Genomic DNA, 13,964 nt, shown 5'->3' on the forward strand with positions numbered 1-13,964 from the left:
CCTCTGAGACCTCGCCCCCAGCGCGATCACCGATGCGTTCTGATAGCATCGCCCCACGTTAGAGGTGTTCCGAGACTGTTCAGTCGATGGAATTAAACGGGAAGTCGGTGCGCTGGTCCAGAAACCTGGACCCCCTATTCCGACGCTGCCCCCGCAACGGTAAGCAAGACAAACCTGGCAAGACAGCCACTGTGCTCACGCATGGGAAGGCGCCAGGCAGAAGAAGCCCTTTCTTCACTTGCGAGCCCGGAGACCGGCCTGTGACGACATGTGCGGCATTGCGGTGGGCGATGTGAGCCGGTGGCAGGCCCATGTGCGCCTGCGCTGCCTCTCCTTCATTTCCCCCCGCGTCCGCGTTGTGCTTCTTGCGCGCGGGTGTGCGACTGGAGAGTTGGAATGGTTTCATGCACGGAGCAGGCCCAGGCCTGCCGGCGGCGCGCCGTCGTCGCTTTCGTTTTCGTTTTCGACATGGCCGCCCACCGGCCCACACGGCCATGACGGGCACCGTCTGGTTCGTGGGTGCCGGCCCGGGCGACCCGGAACTGATCACCGTCAAGGGCCGCGCCCTGGTGGAAAGGGCCGGCGCGATCCTCTTCGCGGGCTCGCTGGTCAACGAGGCCGCGACCCGCTGGGCGCCCGCGGGCTGCGCGATCGCCGACAGCAAGGACATGACGCTGGACCAGATGGCCGCCTGGCTGCTGGCGCAGGCGCAGCGCCACGAGACGGTGGTGCGCCTGCAGACCGGCGACCCCGCCCTGTACGGCACGCTGATCGAGATGGTGCAGCCGCTCGATGCGGCGGGCGTGCCGGTGCGCGTGGTGCCGGGGGTGTCCTCGGCCATGGCCTCGGCGGCGGCCGGCGTGGAGAGCTTCACCCTGCCCGAGGTGACGCAGAGCGTGATCTTCACCCGCGTCGAGGGCCGCACGCCCATGCCACCGGGCGAGGACCTGGCCGCCCTGGCCGCCCACCACTGCACCCTGTGCATCTTTCTCTCGATCACACTGCTGCACAAGGTGGAAGCGGGCCTGCGCGCCGCCGGCTGGGCCGAGGACGCGCCCATCCTGGTGGTCCACAAGGCCAGCTGGCCGGGCGAGGAGCTGATCGTTCGCGGCACCCTGGCCGACATCCGGCAGCGCTGCCGCGAGGCCAAGGTGGTGAGCCAGTCCATGGTGATCGCCAGCCCCACGTTGGGCGCGCGCCACTGGCCCACCCTGGCCAAGTCCCGGCTGTACGACCCCAGCTTCACCCACCGCTTCCGCCGCGCCAGCGCGCCCGCCACCCCCACCGCCCCGGAGTTCCCATGACGTCTGAAACCATTCTGCTGGTGGGCCACGGCTCGCGCGAGCCCTCGGGCAACGACGAGATCCAGGTCTTCGCCGAACGGCTGCGCCTGCGCCAGCCCGACTGGCGCATCGAGGTCTGCTTCATCGAGTTCTCCGAGATCACGCTGAGCGAAGGCCTCAAGCGCGCGGCCGCCGGCTCGCAGCGCGTGTGGGTGCTGCCGCTGATCCTGAACGCGGCCGGTCACGTGAAGATGGACATCCCCCAGGCCATCGCCCATGCCCGCCTCCAGTTCCCGCTGGTGCAGTTCCAGTACGCGCCCCACCTGGGCGCGGGCGAACCGATGCTGGCCATCCTGCGGCGGCGCCTCAAGGGCGCGATGCAGGCGCTGGACATGCCCGACCCGCGCACCACCGGTGTGGTGATCCTGGGGCGCGGGTCGTCCGACCGGCAGGCCAACGGCGACATGGCCCGCATGGCGCGCTGGCTGATGGAGGAGACCGAGCACGAGCTGGTGGACCTCGCGTTCACCGGCATCACCCACCCGCGGCTGGAAACGGTGGTGCAGCGCCAGAGCCTGCTGGGCATGAAGCAGGTGGTGGTGCTGCCGTATTACCTGTTCAACGGCACCCTGGTGGAACGCATCACGCGCCAGGTGGAGCACCTGAAAGCCCAGTACCCGACGCTGCGTTTCGTCTCCACGAAGTACTTCGGTTTCGAGCCCGAGATCTTCGAGCTGCTGGAGCAGCGCGTGGGCGACATGCGGCGCCACGCGCCGGCCGCGCTCATGCCCTGCGACGGCTGCAAGTACCGCCACTTTGCAGAGGAACACGGCCTGGGTGGGCACCACCACGACGACGCGCTGCCGCACAGCCACGACCACGATCACGGCCCTGCGCATCCGCACGAACACCCCCATGTGCATGAACACGAGCATGCCCACGCAGATGCCCATGGACACGACCACGAACACCCCCATGACCATGCCCGCGCCTGACACCGCCAACGTCGTCACCGAGCAGCTCACCGCCGCGGGCCGCGCCATCGAGCACGACTCGTTCGCGGTGATCGACCGCGAGGTGCTCTCGCACCCGTACACCCCCGATCAGTGGCCCATCGTGCGCCGCATGATCCACGCCAACGCCGATTTCGACTTCAACGGCCTGACCGATTTCCACCCCGGCGCGGTGGACGCGGGCCTGGCCGCCATCCTCTCGCGCGGCACCCGCGTGGTGGCCGACGTGGAGATGATCTGTGTTGGCCTCTCGGCGCTGCGCCTGGGCCACTTCGGCATGGGCACGCACCAGTTCATCTCCGACCCGGACGTGATCGAGCAAGCCAAAACCGAAGGCACGACCCGCGCCGTGCAGGCCATGCGAAAGGCCCACCGGCTGGGCCTGATCGACGGCGCCATCGTGGGCATCGGCAACGCGCCCACGGCGCTGATCGAGGTGGTGCGCCTGATCCATGAAGAAGCCGCATGCCCCGCGCTGGTGGTGGGCATGCCGGTGGGCTTTGTGTCGGCGGCCGAGTCCAAGGACCTGATGGCGCTGCAGACCGGCGTGCCCTGGATCGTGATCCGGGGCCGCAAGGGCGGCTCCACCCTGGTGGTGGCCGCGATCCACGCGTTGCTGGGCCTGGCCGAGGCGCGGGAGCTCGCCGCGTGATGCAGAAGGACGCGCCCCGCGGCACCCGCACCGGTTTCACGACCGGTGCGTGTTCGGCCGCGGCGGCGCGTGCGGCGGCCATCGGTCTGGTCACGGGTGCGGTGCCCGATGAGGTCGAGTGCCTGCTGCCCAACGGCGACCGGGTGACGTTCGCCGTGCACGACGGCCGGGTGGAAGGCAGCGGTGCACAAAGGGCCGCCCACGCCATGGTGATCAAGGACGCGGGCGACGACCCGGACTGCACCGACAAGGCCCACCTCACCGCCGACCTGCGCCTGCTGCCCGAGCAACCGGGCCAGGTGGTGCTGGCCGGCGGCGTGGGCGTAGGCACGGTCACCATGCCCGGTCTGGGTCTGGCGGTGGGCGGCCCGGCCATCAACCCGGTGCCGCGCCGCAACATCGAGGCCAATGTGCGGGCCGTCGGCCAGTGCCTGCTCGACGAGGTGGGCCTGCGGGTCACGCTCTCGGTGCCGCAGGGCGAAGCGATGGCGAAGAAGACGCTGAACGCGCGTCTGGGCATCCTGGGTGGCATCTCCATCCTGGGCACCACCGGCATCGTCAAACCGTATTCCACCGCCGCCTACCGCGCCAGCGTGGTGCAGGGCGTGCAGGTGGCGGGCACGCTGGGCCACGGCGTGGTGGTGCTCACCACCGGCGGGCGCACCGAAAAATTCGTGATGGAAGAAATGCCCGAACTGCCCGAACCGGCCTTCGTGCAGATGGGCGATTTCCTGCGCTACGCCATGGGCGCGGCGGTGAAGGCCGGGCTGAAGAAGGTGGTCATCGGCGGCATGGTGGGCAAGCTCACCAAGATCGCCCAGGGCGAAACCATCACCCACGCGGGCCGCGCCGAGGTGGACACCGGCCTGCTGGCCGATCTGGCCGCCGGCGTGGGCGCGCCGCCCGAGGTCTGCGAGGCCATCCGCGGCAACGAGACCGCGCGCTACGCCGGTGAACGCATGGACGCGCTGGGCCTGGGCCAGGCCTTTCATACGGCGCTGGCGCGCAAGGTCATCGAGACCCTGCGCACGCGTTACCCCGATCAATTTGAATTGCAGGTGCTGGTCTGCGATTTCGACGGCAAAAAAATAGCGGAGGCTTCTTGACGCTCAATCCCGTGATCGAAAAATGCCGCATCCTCGGTGTGCTGGACGACGGTGTCGCCAGCCTGAACGCGACCGCGCTGCGGCATCTGCGGCAGGCCGATCTGGTCGTTGGCGCGGCCCGCACGCTGCGGCTGCTGGCCGAGCAGATGGCGCCGCAGGCCGAACAGCGCGACCTGGGCGGCGCGCTGTCGCAGGTGCCCGAGTGGATACGCGCCGCGCAGGCCGAACACCGGCGGGTGGTGGTGCTGGCCACCGGCGACCCGCTGTGCCACGGCATCGCGGCCTACCTGGCCTCGCGCCTGTGCATCGAGGCCATCGAGGTGATCCCCAACGTGTCCACGCTGCAACTGGCCTGCGCGCGCCTGGGCCTGCCCTGGCAGGACATGAAGTTCTCTTCCGTGCACGCCAAGGACGCGGGCGACTGGGTGCCGGGCTCGCCGCCCGGGCATGGCCTGTACGCCCTGCTGCGCGACATCCGCCAGCACGACCGCCTGGCCGTGCTGACCAGCCCGGACAACACGCCCGACCGCATCGCCCGCATGCTGCTCGCCGAGGGTCTGGCAGAAGACTTCGAGATGGCGGTGGCCGAGCGCCTGTGCCAGCCCGAAGAACGCATCGTCAGCGGCATGTCGGTCACTGCCGCCGCGCAGATGCCCTTCGCCGACCCCAACGTGGTGCTGCTCTGGCGCACCCGCCTGCGCGCGCCGCAGGTGCTGCTGGGCCTGCCAGACGCCAGCTTCGAACAGCGCCACCCCGAGAAGGGCCTGATCACCAAGCACGAGGTGCGCGCGGTCTCGCTGGCGCGTCTGCAGCTGCGCGCCGACAGCGTGGTCTGGGACATCGGCGCCGGGTCGGGCTCGGTCGGGCTGGAGGCCGCGCGCCTGTGCCGCAACGGCCATGTCTACGCGATCGAGAAGAACGTGGACGACGCCGCCATCGTGCAGCGCAACCGCCTGGCGATGGGCATCAGCAACCACACGCTGCTGCACGGCAAGGCGCCCGAAGGCCTGCAGGACTGGGCCGACCCGGACGCGGTGTTCGTCGGCGGCTCGGGCGGTGAGCTGGCCGAGCTGATCGCGCTGATCCTGCAGCGCCTGAAACCACAGGGCTGGCTGGTGATGAACTTCGTGACGATCGAAAACCTGGGGGCGGCCGTGGACACCTTGAAGCGCCTGGGCGCGAACTGGGACGTGCTGCAACTGCAGGCCTCGCGCAGCAAACCCATCCTGCACATGCACCGCATGGCGGCGGAAAACCCGGTGTGGATCGTCTGCGCCCAGGCGAGGGGTGTGGCATGACACAAGCTGGCACGCTTTACGGTGTCTCCCTTGGCCCGGGCGACCCGGGCCTGATCACCCGCCGCGCCTGGGCCTTGCTGGAGCGGCGCGACGCGGTGTGGACCTACCCGGTGCGCAGCCTGCGCAAAGACAGCTACGCGCTGGACATCGCGCTGCGCGCCGGCCTGTCGCCGCCCGAGCGCCACCAGTCGTTGCTGTTTCCCATGACGCACGACGCGGAGAAGCTGGCGCGCCACTGGCTGAAAGCGGCTGAGACGGTGCGCGAGCTGCTGGCCAGCGGGCAGGACGTGCTGTTCCTGGTCGAAGGCGACGCGTCCACCTACGCCAGCTTCTGTTACCTGGCCCGCGTGCTGCGCGAGCTCGACCCCGAGGCGCGCATCGAGATCGTGCCCGGGGTGACCTCGTTCAACGCCGCCTGCGCCCGGCTGCAGCTGCCGCTCTCGGAGCAGGACGACACCATCGCCATCGTGCCCGCGGCCTACGGCATCGCGGCGGTGGAGAAGATGCTGGACGACTTCGACACCCTGGTGCTGATGAAGGTGAAACCGCTGCTCGACGACCTGATCGACCTGCTGGCGCGGCGCGGCCTGCTGGCGCACAGCCGCTTCATCGAAAAATCCGGCTCGCCGCTGGAACGCATCGTCACCGACGTGGCCGCGCTCAAGGGCACGCCGGTCAACTACCTGTCGCTGCTGCTGGTGAAAAACCCCGGGCGCGAACGCGGCGAACTGCAACGCGGCTGCCGCAAGAAAACCAGCACTGAGATCGAAGAAGAGGAAACCCTGTCATGAACATTCCCGACCCCACCGTGCGCGTCGTCCTGGTGGCGATCACCAAACACGGCGCCCAGCAGACCGCCGATCTGGCGCGCCAGATGCCCGGGGCCAGCGTCTGCGTGGCGGACAAGTTCGCGCCGCTGATGGCGGGCCTGCCCAACCCGGTGCGGGCCTACGGCGGGGCCTTTCGCGACGAGATCCCGACCCTGTTCGCCGACTTCGACCAGATCATCTTTTTCGTCTCGCTGGGCGCGGTGGTGCGCCTGATCGCGCCGCACCTGAAGAACAAGGACGAAGACCCCGGCGTGCTGGTGGTGGACGACGCAGGGCAGTTCGTGATTCCGGTGCTGTCGGGCCACGTGGGCGGTGCCAACGCCATGGCCGAAACGGTGGCGGCCCTGCTCGGCGCTACGCCGGTGCTGACGACCGCGTCGGACGTGGGCAAGACCATTCCGGTGGACATCCTGGGCCGCGAGCTGGGCTGGAAGGTGGAGGCGCCCAAGATCAACATCACCCGGGTGTCGGCCCACGTGGTCAACGGCGAACCGGTGGCCGTGGTGCAGGAGGCGGGCAGCCCGCACTGGTGGACCCGCCCGACCCCGCTGCCGGCCAGCATCCAGCGCTTCGAGCGCCTGGCCGACGTGGACCTGGCGCGCTTCAAGGCCGTGCTGTGGATCACCCACGCCGAGGTGCCGCCGGCCCGCTGGGACGAACTGCACGAACGCCTGGTGGTGTACCGCCCGCCGCTGGAGTCTGCGACGTGAGCGCCGCGCCGGGCCGCTCCCAAGCAAGCTCGCACCGCAGCCCGCAGGGCGAAGGTACGCCAGTGAGCGCCGCACGGAGGGTCGCCCAGTGAACCTTGCAGCGTTTCCGGCCCCCGAAGACACGGCGGTGGCGGTCGGCCTGGGCTGCGACCGCGGCACGCCGCTGGCCACGCTGCAGCACGCACTGCACGAGGCCCTGGCCATCGCCGGGGTGCCGCTGGCCCGCGTGGTGGCCGCGGCCAGCATCAGCCTCAAAGCCGACGAGCCCGGCCTGCTGGCGCTGGCCCGGAGCCTGGGCTGGCCGCCGCTGGTGTTTTACACGCCCGAGGCGCTGGCCGGCGTGCCCGTGCCCAACCCTTCCGAGACCGTGCGCCGCCACACCGGCACGCCCTCGGTCAGCGAGGCCGCCGCCCTGCTCGCCGGCGCGGCGGTGCTGGGCCGGGCCACACCCCTGCCGGGGCAGGCCCTGCTGGTCGAAAAATTCAAACACCGTGGCGCCGATGGGCGCAACGCCACGGTTTCCATCGCCCGCTGTGACCGTTTTCTTTTCCCCCAACCCTGACAGGAGCACCGCATGCATCCCTCGACCCTCCCTCTGACCCAACCCACCACCCACGCCCTGCGCGGCGTGCTGCTGCAACTGACCGCCTGCTGTGCGCTGAGCCTGGTGGTGCTGTACGGCGTGGCCTTCGCCGAAAGTCCCATCGCCCACAACGCCGCGCACGACGTGCGCCACGTCACCGTCAAACCCTGTCACTGAGAGGACCACCCCCGCCGCGCTGCGCGCGACCCCCTCAAGGGGGCTTTGCTCCTGGCCCGGCGAAGCCGGTTCCACCGCGTTCTCGGCTGGGGCACTTCGGGCGTTGTGGTTCGCACGGTCCGATGCGTGACCTATCTGTATATGGAGAGTTTCATGATTTTTCGACGATTGATCTGGGCGGCGCTGGCCGTGGCCCTGCTCGTGGGCAGCTTGCAGTCGGGTCTGCAGCAGTTGCAGGCCGTGCCCATCATCCTGGCGGCCGAGGTGTTTGAGGGCCAGAAGGCCGAGGCGCCCGAGCCGGCTGCACCGGCGCTGGCGGCCACGGACGCCCACGCGGACGGCGTGGCGCACGACCATGGCGACGCGGCCGAGGCATGGGCGCCGGCCGATGGTGCCGAGCGCCTGTTCTGGACCTGGGTGGCCAATGGGCTGCACGCGTTCAGCATGGCGCTGCTGGTGCTGGCCGTGATGGGGCTGTGTCTGTGGCGGGGTGCCCGCCAGCGCTCCCTGCCGCTGGCGCTGTGGACGGCGGCCGCGGGCTGGCTGGTGTTCCACCTCTGGCCATCGCTGGGTCTGCCGGCCGAGATCCCCGGCATGGACGCCGCCCGACTGGGCTCGCGCCAGGGCTGGTGGCTGCTGGCCGCGGGCAGTGCCGCGCTGGCCTGTGCCTCGGTGGCCGCCCTGCGCAGCCCCCTGCGCTGGGTCGCGGCGCTGGCCTGGCTGGCGTTGCCGTTCGTGGTGGGGGCGCCGCACATCGCGGCCGACCCGCTGGCCGGGTTCACCGGTGAAGCGCACGCCAGCCTGCGCCAGTTGGGCGAGGCGTTTGTCTGGGCCACCACCTGGCTGTCCGTGTCGTTCTGGCTGGGCCTGGGTCTGGTGGCCGGCCCAGCCTTTGAGCGCTGGTTGCGGCCGGCGCTGGCGCGCGCCCTGAGCCCCGCCGGCACCACGGCCGGCACGCCCACGGAAGCTGCCCCGTGAGCGGCAGCATCGCACTGGTGGGGATCGGCCCCGGCAGCCACGACCACATGACCCACCGCGCCCGCGCGGCGATCGCCGAGGCCGACGTGGTGGTGGGCTACGTCACCTACATCAAGCTGGTGGCCGACCTGCTCGAAGGCAAGGAGGTCATCCGCAAAGGCATGACCGAGGAGCTGGACCGCGCCGTGCACGCGCTGGAGCGCGCGCGCGAGGGCAAGAAGGTGGCCCTGATCTCCAGCGGCGACGCTGGCGTGTACGGCATGGCGGGGCCCACCTACGAGGTGCTGTTCCAGGCCGGCTGGACACCCGAATCGGACGTGAGCGTGGAAGTGGTGCCGGGCGCCTCGGCCATCAACGCCTGCGCCGCGCTGGTCGGGGCGCCGCTCACGCACGACTTCTGCTCCATCTCGCTGAGCGACCTGCTCACGCCCTGGCCGGTGATCGCGCGCCGGCTGGACGCGGTCGCCGCGTCGGACTTCGTGGTGGCGCTCTACAACCCCAAGAGCGGGCGGCGCACCCAACAGATCGTGCAGGCGCAGGCGCTGTTCCTGCGCCACCGCCGGCCCGACACGCCGGTGGCGGTGGTCAAGTCGGCCTACCGGCGGCGCGAGCGCATCGAGTTCACCACGCTGGCGCACATGAGCGAGTGCGAGATCGGCATGCTCACCACCGTGCTGATCGGCAACAGCCACACATTTATCCAGCACGGCCTGATGGTCACGCCGCGCGGCTACGCCAACAAGTACGACCTGGACGAGGGCGGCAGCACGCGCGAAGGCGAGAAGGCGGGCCGCTCGCTGTCCAGCGGCCTGCTGGGCTGGATGGCGCAGCTGCGCGCCGACCACGCCGAGGGCATCGACGTGGCCGCGCTGGCGCAGCAGCACCGGCTGCCGGTGGACTACATCGAAGCGGTGCTGAACACGCCGGAGGACGCGCCAGAGACCACGACCCTCACCGAGGAGGCCGAGGGATGAGCCCGGACGCCGTGGAAAAACCCCGCATCGGTGCCTACAAGCGCCACCTGCTGGTCTGCACTGGCCCGCGCTGCACGCAGGACGGTGCGTCGCAGGCCCTGTTCGACAGCCTGGGCGAGAAGTTCAAGGCGGCCGGACTGCACGACGGCGAACTGCGCGTCAAGCGCAGCCGCGTGAGCTGCTTTGCCGCCTGCAAGGGCGGGCCGGTGATGTGCGTGCAGCCCGACGGCACCTGGTACTACAACGTGACCGACGCCAACATGGACCGCATCATCGAGCAGCACCTGTGCCAGGGCCGCGTGGTCGAAGACCTGGTGTTCCACCAGGGGCCCCAGGGGTCGGACGCTTGACGCCGGGCCACGCTCCGCAGGCGCAGGCGCAGGCGCCGGGCACGGTGTGCCTGGTGGGCGCCGGCCCCGGAGACCCCGAGCTGCTGACCCTGCGCGCCTGGCGGCGCCTGCAGACCGCCGAGGTGCTGGTCTACGACAACCTGGTCGGCCCGGGCATCGTGGACTTCGCCCCGCCGCAGGCCGAGCGCATCTACGTGGGCAAGGCCGCGGGCCACCACACGCTGTCGCAGGAGGCGATCTGCCAGTTGCTGGTGGACCAGGCGCAGAGCGGCAAACGGGTCGTGCGCCTCAAGGGTGGCGACCCCTTCGTGTTCGGGCGCGGCGGCGAAGAGATGGAGGCGCTGGCCCGGCACGCGATTCCGGTGGAGATCGTTCCGGGCATCACGGCGGCGCTGGGCGCTGGCGCGAGCTTCGGCTTTCCGCTCACGCACCGGGAACATGCCCAGAGCTGCGTCTTCGTCACGGGCCATCTCAAGGACGGCGGCGTCGATCTGAACTGGCAGGCGCTGGCCCAGCCGCACCAGACCGTGGTGATCTACATGGGGGTCACGGGCCTGGACCGCATCGCCGAGAACCTACAGGCCGCCGGGCTGCCCGGCGAGACGCCGGCGGCCCTGATCTACAAAGCCACCTGGCCAGAACAGCGCATCCACACCACGCCGCTGCGCGACCTGGCGCGGACGGCGCGGCGGCACCGCATCCAGCCCCCCACCCTGCTGGTGATCGGCACCGTGGTGGGCTTGATCAACGCCGCCTGAGCCGGCGCACCGCGAGCCACAGCAGGCTGAGCGCCACGCACACCGCGAGCGACCAGCCCAGGGCGCGCGACCACAGCAGCTCGCCTTCGCGCGCCGCGCCCATGAAGAACAGCACGAAGGCCAGCAGGTGCACGCCCCAGCGCTGCGCGCGGACCCAGCCAGCTTCGGAGCGAAGCGTCCAGGCCAGCAGCACGTCCACGCACCACCAGACCGCGAACACCGTGTCCAGGCGCGGCGCGCTGACCCGGGGGGTGTGCAGGATGCGCTGCCAGTCGTTGCCGAAGAGCACCACCACGGCCCAGTAGAAGTGCACCAGAAAGACCAGCAGGGCCGCGGTCCAGAAAGCGAGCCAGTAGCGCGCGGCGCGCTCGGAGCGGTGCCGGAAACCGAACAGGCTCAGGGCGGGTACCACCAGCACCAGCGCCGCCCAGATGGTGAAGAAGGTGCGGTGCAGGTCCAGCCGCTGCGTGGGCAGCATGTCGGGCGCACCGCCGCCCGGCGGCTGCAGCGAGAACAGCGCCGTGTCGCTGGTCAGACCCGCGCCGATGAAGGCCAGCGCCAGCAGCAGGCCGGCGCCGAGCAGGGCGATCAGCATCGTGCGCCGGTCGGGCAAGGGGGTTCGGGTGGGTGCGTTCATGGTGGGGGATATATGGTTGTCGGGCGGGTACGGGGCGCCCAAGGATGCCGCGGCGCCGCGGCCGCTGTCTGTCAAAATTTCGACAATCCCGGTTGCCCGCCCCCGCGACCGGCTCTCCACACCACGCCGCAGCCCACGGCCCCCCGATGCCCCGCCCAGACAACCTCCCACCCGGTTTGCGCGCCGCGCTGGCCAGCGACGACTGGTTCGGTGCCTGCCCGGCCGAGCTGCAGGACGCGCTGCTGGCGCGCTCGCGCCTGCACCGCCTCGCGCACGGCGAGTCCCTGTTCGCGCGCGGTGGGTCGGCCAGCGGCCTGTGCTGCGTGACCGCGGGCGCCCTGCGCATCGGCGCGGTGAACGTCGAAGGGCAGCCCGCCGTGCTGGCCTACCTGGAGCCCTACCAGTGGTTCGGCGAGATCTCCATGATCGACGAGCTGCCGCGCACCCACGACGCGGTGGCCGACGGCGACACCCAGGTGCTGGAGGTGCCGCGCGCCGGGCTGCTGGCCTGGCTGGAGGCGCACCCGACCATGTGGCGCGAGCTGGGCCGCCTGGCCTGCCGCAAGCTGCGCGTGGCCTTCGCGGTGCTGGAGGAGCTCGCGCAACTGCCGCTGGAAGAGCGCATCCGCCAGCGGCTGTGGCTGCTGGCCCAGGGCTACGGCAGCCGCGACGCCCCGCGCCGGCGCATCCGCCTGGGGCAGGAGGTGCTGGCGCACATGCTGGGCGTGAGCCGGCAAAGCGTCAACAAGGCCCTGAAAGCGCTGGAGGCGCGTGGGGTCGTGCGCCTGCACTACGGGGAAATCGAACTGCTCTGAGCCGCGGCGCCGTGCGATGCTTCGGGACGCCCGGGGCCGGCCCCGGCAACACCGGGCTCAGCGGGTGGGCCAGGCCACCACCATCGGGTGCACCAGGGCCTGCAGCGCGCTCAGGTCGTCCGGCGTGTCCACGTCGGTGACGCAGGCCCGCCGCGCGCTGGGGACAGGCTGCACGGCCTCGGGGTGGCGCTGCAGCCAGTCGCGAATGCCCAGCTGCGGCGCGGTGGCGGCCACCTGCGCCACGGCGTGGCTGGAGAGCAGGAGCGGGTGCCCGCGCACGCCGTCCACCACCGGCATCAAGGCATGCACCCCGGGCGCGCGCTGCCGCCAGGCGCTCAGCAGGGGCGAGACGTCGTCGGCCCCCAGCAGCGGCAGATCGGCCAGCACCAGCAGCAGGTCGTGGCCGGGGAAACCATCGCCATGCGCCTGCAGCGCGAGCCGCTGCGAATCGATCAGGCTGGGGTTGGGCAGCCGGTGCTCCACGGCGTGGGCACCGCAGCGGGCCGCCAGGGGCAGGAGCTGGTCGCGGTACGGGCCCATGACCACGCTCACCGCCGGAATGCCCGCGCCGCGCAGGGCCGCGACCACGCGCTCCAGCACGCTGCGGCCATCGATCTGCAAGGTCGCCTTGGGCCGGCCGCCCAGGCGCTGGCCCAGGCCGGCCGCCAGGATGGTGGCGGCCAGTGGCGGGTGGGGCGCGGCGGTGTTGTTCATTCGCGCTAGACCGCGCAGACCGGGGCGGTGAAGGCCTGGGACCCGGTCTCGGCCGCTTCGAGCCGGGACTTGCCCACCGAAACCGGCACCGGCGCGCCCTGCCGCACGCCGTTCTTCACCGCCACCACCTCGGCCATGATGGACAGCGCGATCTCGGCCGGGGTCTTGCTGCCGATGTACAGCCCGGCCGGCCCGTGCAGCCTGCGCAGGTCGTCTTCCGACAGGTCGAAGTGGGTGTGCAGGCGTTCCCGGCGCAGCGCGCTGTGGCGGCGCGAACCGATGGCGCCCACGTAGAAGGCTTCGGACTGCAGCGCGTCGATCAGCGCCAGGTCGTCCAGCTTGGGGTCGTGCGTCAGCGCCACCACGGCGGTGCGCGCGTCGGGCTTGAGGCGCAGGATCAGGTCGTCCGGCATCTCGTGGCTGAGCACCACGCCGTCCATCCGCCAGCTGGCGCGGTGTTCCTCGCGCGGGTCGCAGACGATGACCTCGAAGCCCAGGCTCAGCGCCATCTGGCCCATGAAGCGCGAGAGGTCGCCCGCACCGATCAGGATGAGCCGGGCCTGCGGCCCGAGGTAGGTGGTGAGGTGGTGCTCATCCAGTCGGGGCACGCCGTCCCGGCGGCCTTCGCTCAGCACCACCGCACCGGTGCGCAGGTCCAGCCGCCGCTCGGTGCTGCGCCGCCGCTGGCAGGCCTGCAGCAGCTCGTCGAGCCGGCTGCGCCCGGACACCGGCTCCAGCACCAGCTCCACCGTGCCGCCGCAAGGCAGGCCGAAGCGGTGCGCCTCGTCGGCCGAGATGCCGTAGCGCAGCACGGCGGGCGTGTCGGTGGCGCAGGCCGCCCGCACGCCGCCTTCGCGGATGCGCTGGATCATGTCGTCTTCGATGCAGCCGCCCGACACCGAACCGACCGTCTCGCCCTGCCCGTTGATGGCCATGAGCGAGCCGGGCGGCCGGGGCGAAGAGCCCCAGGTGCGCGCGACGGTGACGAGCACCACCGGCAGGCCGGCGGCGCGCCAGCCCACGGCGGTGCGCAGCACCAGGGTGTCGAGGTCTTCCATGGTTGGCTTCCTCTCAGGGTGGTGGCTC

The 13,964-nt window shown here is 71.0% G+C and carries 17 protein-coding genes and 1 riboswitch; of the genes, 14 read left to right on the forward strand and 3 right to left on the reverse strand.

Annotated elements, in window-relative coordinates:
- Positions 1-45 precede the first annotated feature (45 nt).
- Positions 46-277: riboswitch (cobalamin riboswitch) on the forward strand.
- A 217-nt stretch (positions 278-494) separates the two neighbouring features.
- The 13 genes from cobM to cobA all read left to right on the forward strand — a co-directional run bounded on the left by cobM (position 495) and on the right by cobA (position 10,712).
- Entirely contained in the window at positions 495-1,304 is an 810-nt protein-coding gene (gene cobM, locus KIH07_RS24445; protein WP_226494443.1) for a precorrin-4 C(11)-methyltransferase, read from the forward strand.
- On the forward strand, positions 1,301-2,278 hold the full coding sequence (locus KIH07_RS24450) for a sirohydrochlorin chelatase (RefSeq protein ID WP_226494444.1): 978 nt from the start codon (positions 1,301-1,303) through the stop codon (positions 2,276-2,278). The genes cobM and KIH07_RS24450 overlap by 4 nt, the downstream gene beginning before the upstream one ends.
- Positions 2,235-2,948 (forward strand): precorrin-8X methylmutase, encoded by a 714-nt coding sequence (locus tag KIH07_RS24455; protein WP_319004842.1) that lies wholly within the window; start codon positions 2,235-2,237, stop codon positions 2,946-2,948. Before KIH07_RS24450 ends, KIH07_RS24455 begins: the two co-directional genes overlap by 44 nt.
- Positions 2,945-4,054 (forward strand): cobalt-precorrin-5B (C(1))-methyltransferase, encoded by a 1,110-nt coding sequence (locus KIH07_RS24460; RefSeq protein ID WP_226494445.1) that lies wholly within the window; start codon positions 2,945-2,947, stop codon positions 4,052-4,054. Before KIH07_RS24455 ends, KIH07_RS24460 begins: the two co-directional genes overlap by 4 nt.
- A complete protein-coding gene (cbiE, locus tag KIH07_RS24465) occupies positions 4,051-5,352 on the forward strand; it encodes a precorrin-6y C5,15-methyltransferase (decarboxylating) subunit CbiE (RefSeq protein WP_226494446.1) in 1,302 nt (433 codons plus the stop codon). The genes KIH07_RS24460 and cbiE overlap by 4 nt, the downstream gene beginning before the upstream one ends.
- Entirely contained in the window at positions 5,349-6,143 is a 795-nt protein-coding gene (gene cobI, locus KIH07_RS24470; RefSeq protein ID WP_226494447.1) for a precorrin-2 C(20)-methyltransferase, read from the forward strand. The genes cbiE and cobI overlap by 4 nt, the downstream gene beginning before the upstream one ends.
- On the forward strand, positions 6,140-6,892 hold the full coding sequence (locus tag KIH07_RS24475) for a cobalamin biosynthesis central domain-containing protein (protein ID WP_226494448.1): 753 nt from the start codon (positions 6,140-6,142) through the stop codon (positions 6,890-6,892). The genes cobI and KIH07_RS24475 overlap by 4 nt, the downstream gene beginning before the upstream one ends.
- 88 nt (positions 6,893-6,980) lie before the next feature.
- Positions 6,981-7,454, forward strand: coding sequence for a cobalamin biosynthesis protein (locus KIH07_RS24480; protein ID WP_226494449.1), 474 nt, complete (start codon positions 6,981-6,983; stop codon positions 7,452-7,454).
- 12 nt (positions 7,455-7,466) lie between these two features.
- The gene (locus KIH07_RS24485; RefSeq protein ID WP_226494450.1) at positions 7,467-7,652 is read left to right on the forward strand and encodes a CbtB domain-containing protein; all 186 of its coding nucleotides are present in this window, start codon (positions 7,467-7,469) and stop codon (positions 7,650-7,652) included.
- Between the two features lie 153 nt (positions 7,653-7,805).
- Entirely contained in the window at positions 7,806-8,630 is an 825-nt protein-coding gene (locus KIH07_RS24490) for a CbtA family protein (RefSeq protein WP_226494451.1), read from the forward strand.
- A 47-nt stretch (positions 8,631-8,677) separates the two neighbouring features.
- Positions 8,678-9,604, forward strand: coding sequence for a precorrin-3B C(17)-methyltransferase (gene cobJ / locus KIH07_RS24495; RefSeq protein WP_413465815.1), 927 nt, complete (start codon positions 8,678-8,680; stop codon positions 9,602-9,604).
- Entirely contained in the window at positions 9,601-9,954 is a 354-nt protein-coding gene (locus tag KIH07_RS24500) for a (2Fe-2S) ferredoxin domain-containing protein (RefSeq protein WP_226494453.1), read from the forward strand. Before cobJ ends, KIH07_RS24500 begins: the two co-directional genes overlap by 4 nt.
- Positions 9,951-10,712: a uroporphyrinogen-III C-methyltransferase gene (cobA, locus tag KIH07_RS24505; protein WP_226494454.1), complete on the forward strand. Its 762-nt coding sequence runs from the start codon at positions 9,951-9,953 to the stop codon at positions 10,710-10,712. The genes KIH07_RS24500 and cobA overlap by 4 nt, the downstream gene beginning before the upstream one ends.
- On the opposite strand, the gene KIH07_RS24510 is transcribed toward cobA, so the two are convergent.
- Positions 10,699-11,349, reverse strand: a complete 651-nt coding sequence (locus KIH07_RS24510) for a hypothetical protein (RefSeq protein WP_226494455.1) — start codon at positions 11,347-11,349, stop codon at positions 10,699-10,701. The genes cobA and KIH07_RS24510 overlap by 14 nt on opposite strands.
- 146 nt (positions 11,350-11,495) lie before the next feature.
- Here KIH07_RS24510 and KIH07_RS24515 point away from each other — a divergent pair, with 146 nt between their 5' ends.
- The gene (locus tag KIH07_RS24515) at positions 11,496-12,164 is read left to right on the forward strand and encodes a Crp/Fnr family transcriptional regulator (RefSeq protein WP_226494456.1); all 669 of its coding nucleotides are present in this window, start codon (positions 11,496-11,498) and stop codon (positions 12,162-12,164) included.
- A 57-nt stretch (positions 12,165-12,221) separates the two neighbouring features.
- Here the strand turns inward: KIH07_RS24515 and KIH07_RS24520 are convergent, their stop codons facing one another.
- Both KIH07_RS24520 and KIH07_RS24525 read right to left on the reverse strand, forming a co-directional pair.
- The gene (locus tag KIH07_RS24520) at positions 12,222-12,878 is read right to left on the reverse strand and encodes an NTP transferase domain-containing protein (protein WP_226494457.1); all 657 of its coding nucleotides are present in this window, start codon (positions 12,876-12,878) and stop codon (positions 12,222-12,224) included.
- A gap of 5 nt (positions 12,879-12,883) precedes the next feature.
- Positions 12,884-13,936 carry an XdhC family protein gene (locus tag KIH07_RS24525; protein WP_226494458.1) on the reverse strand — a complete coding sequence of 351 codons (1,053 nt, stop codon included), beginning with the start codon at positions 13,934-13,936 and terminating at the stop codon, positions 12,884-12,886.
- Positions 13,937-13,964: the final 28 nt, after the last annotated feature.

This window comes from Hydrogenophaga taeniospiralis (genome assembly GCF_020510445.1).
Classification (GTDB): Bacteria; Pseudomonadota; Gammaproteobacteria; order Burkholderiales; family Burkholderiaceae_C; genus Hydrogenophaga.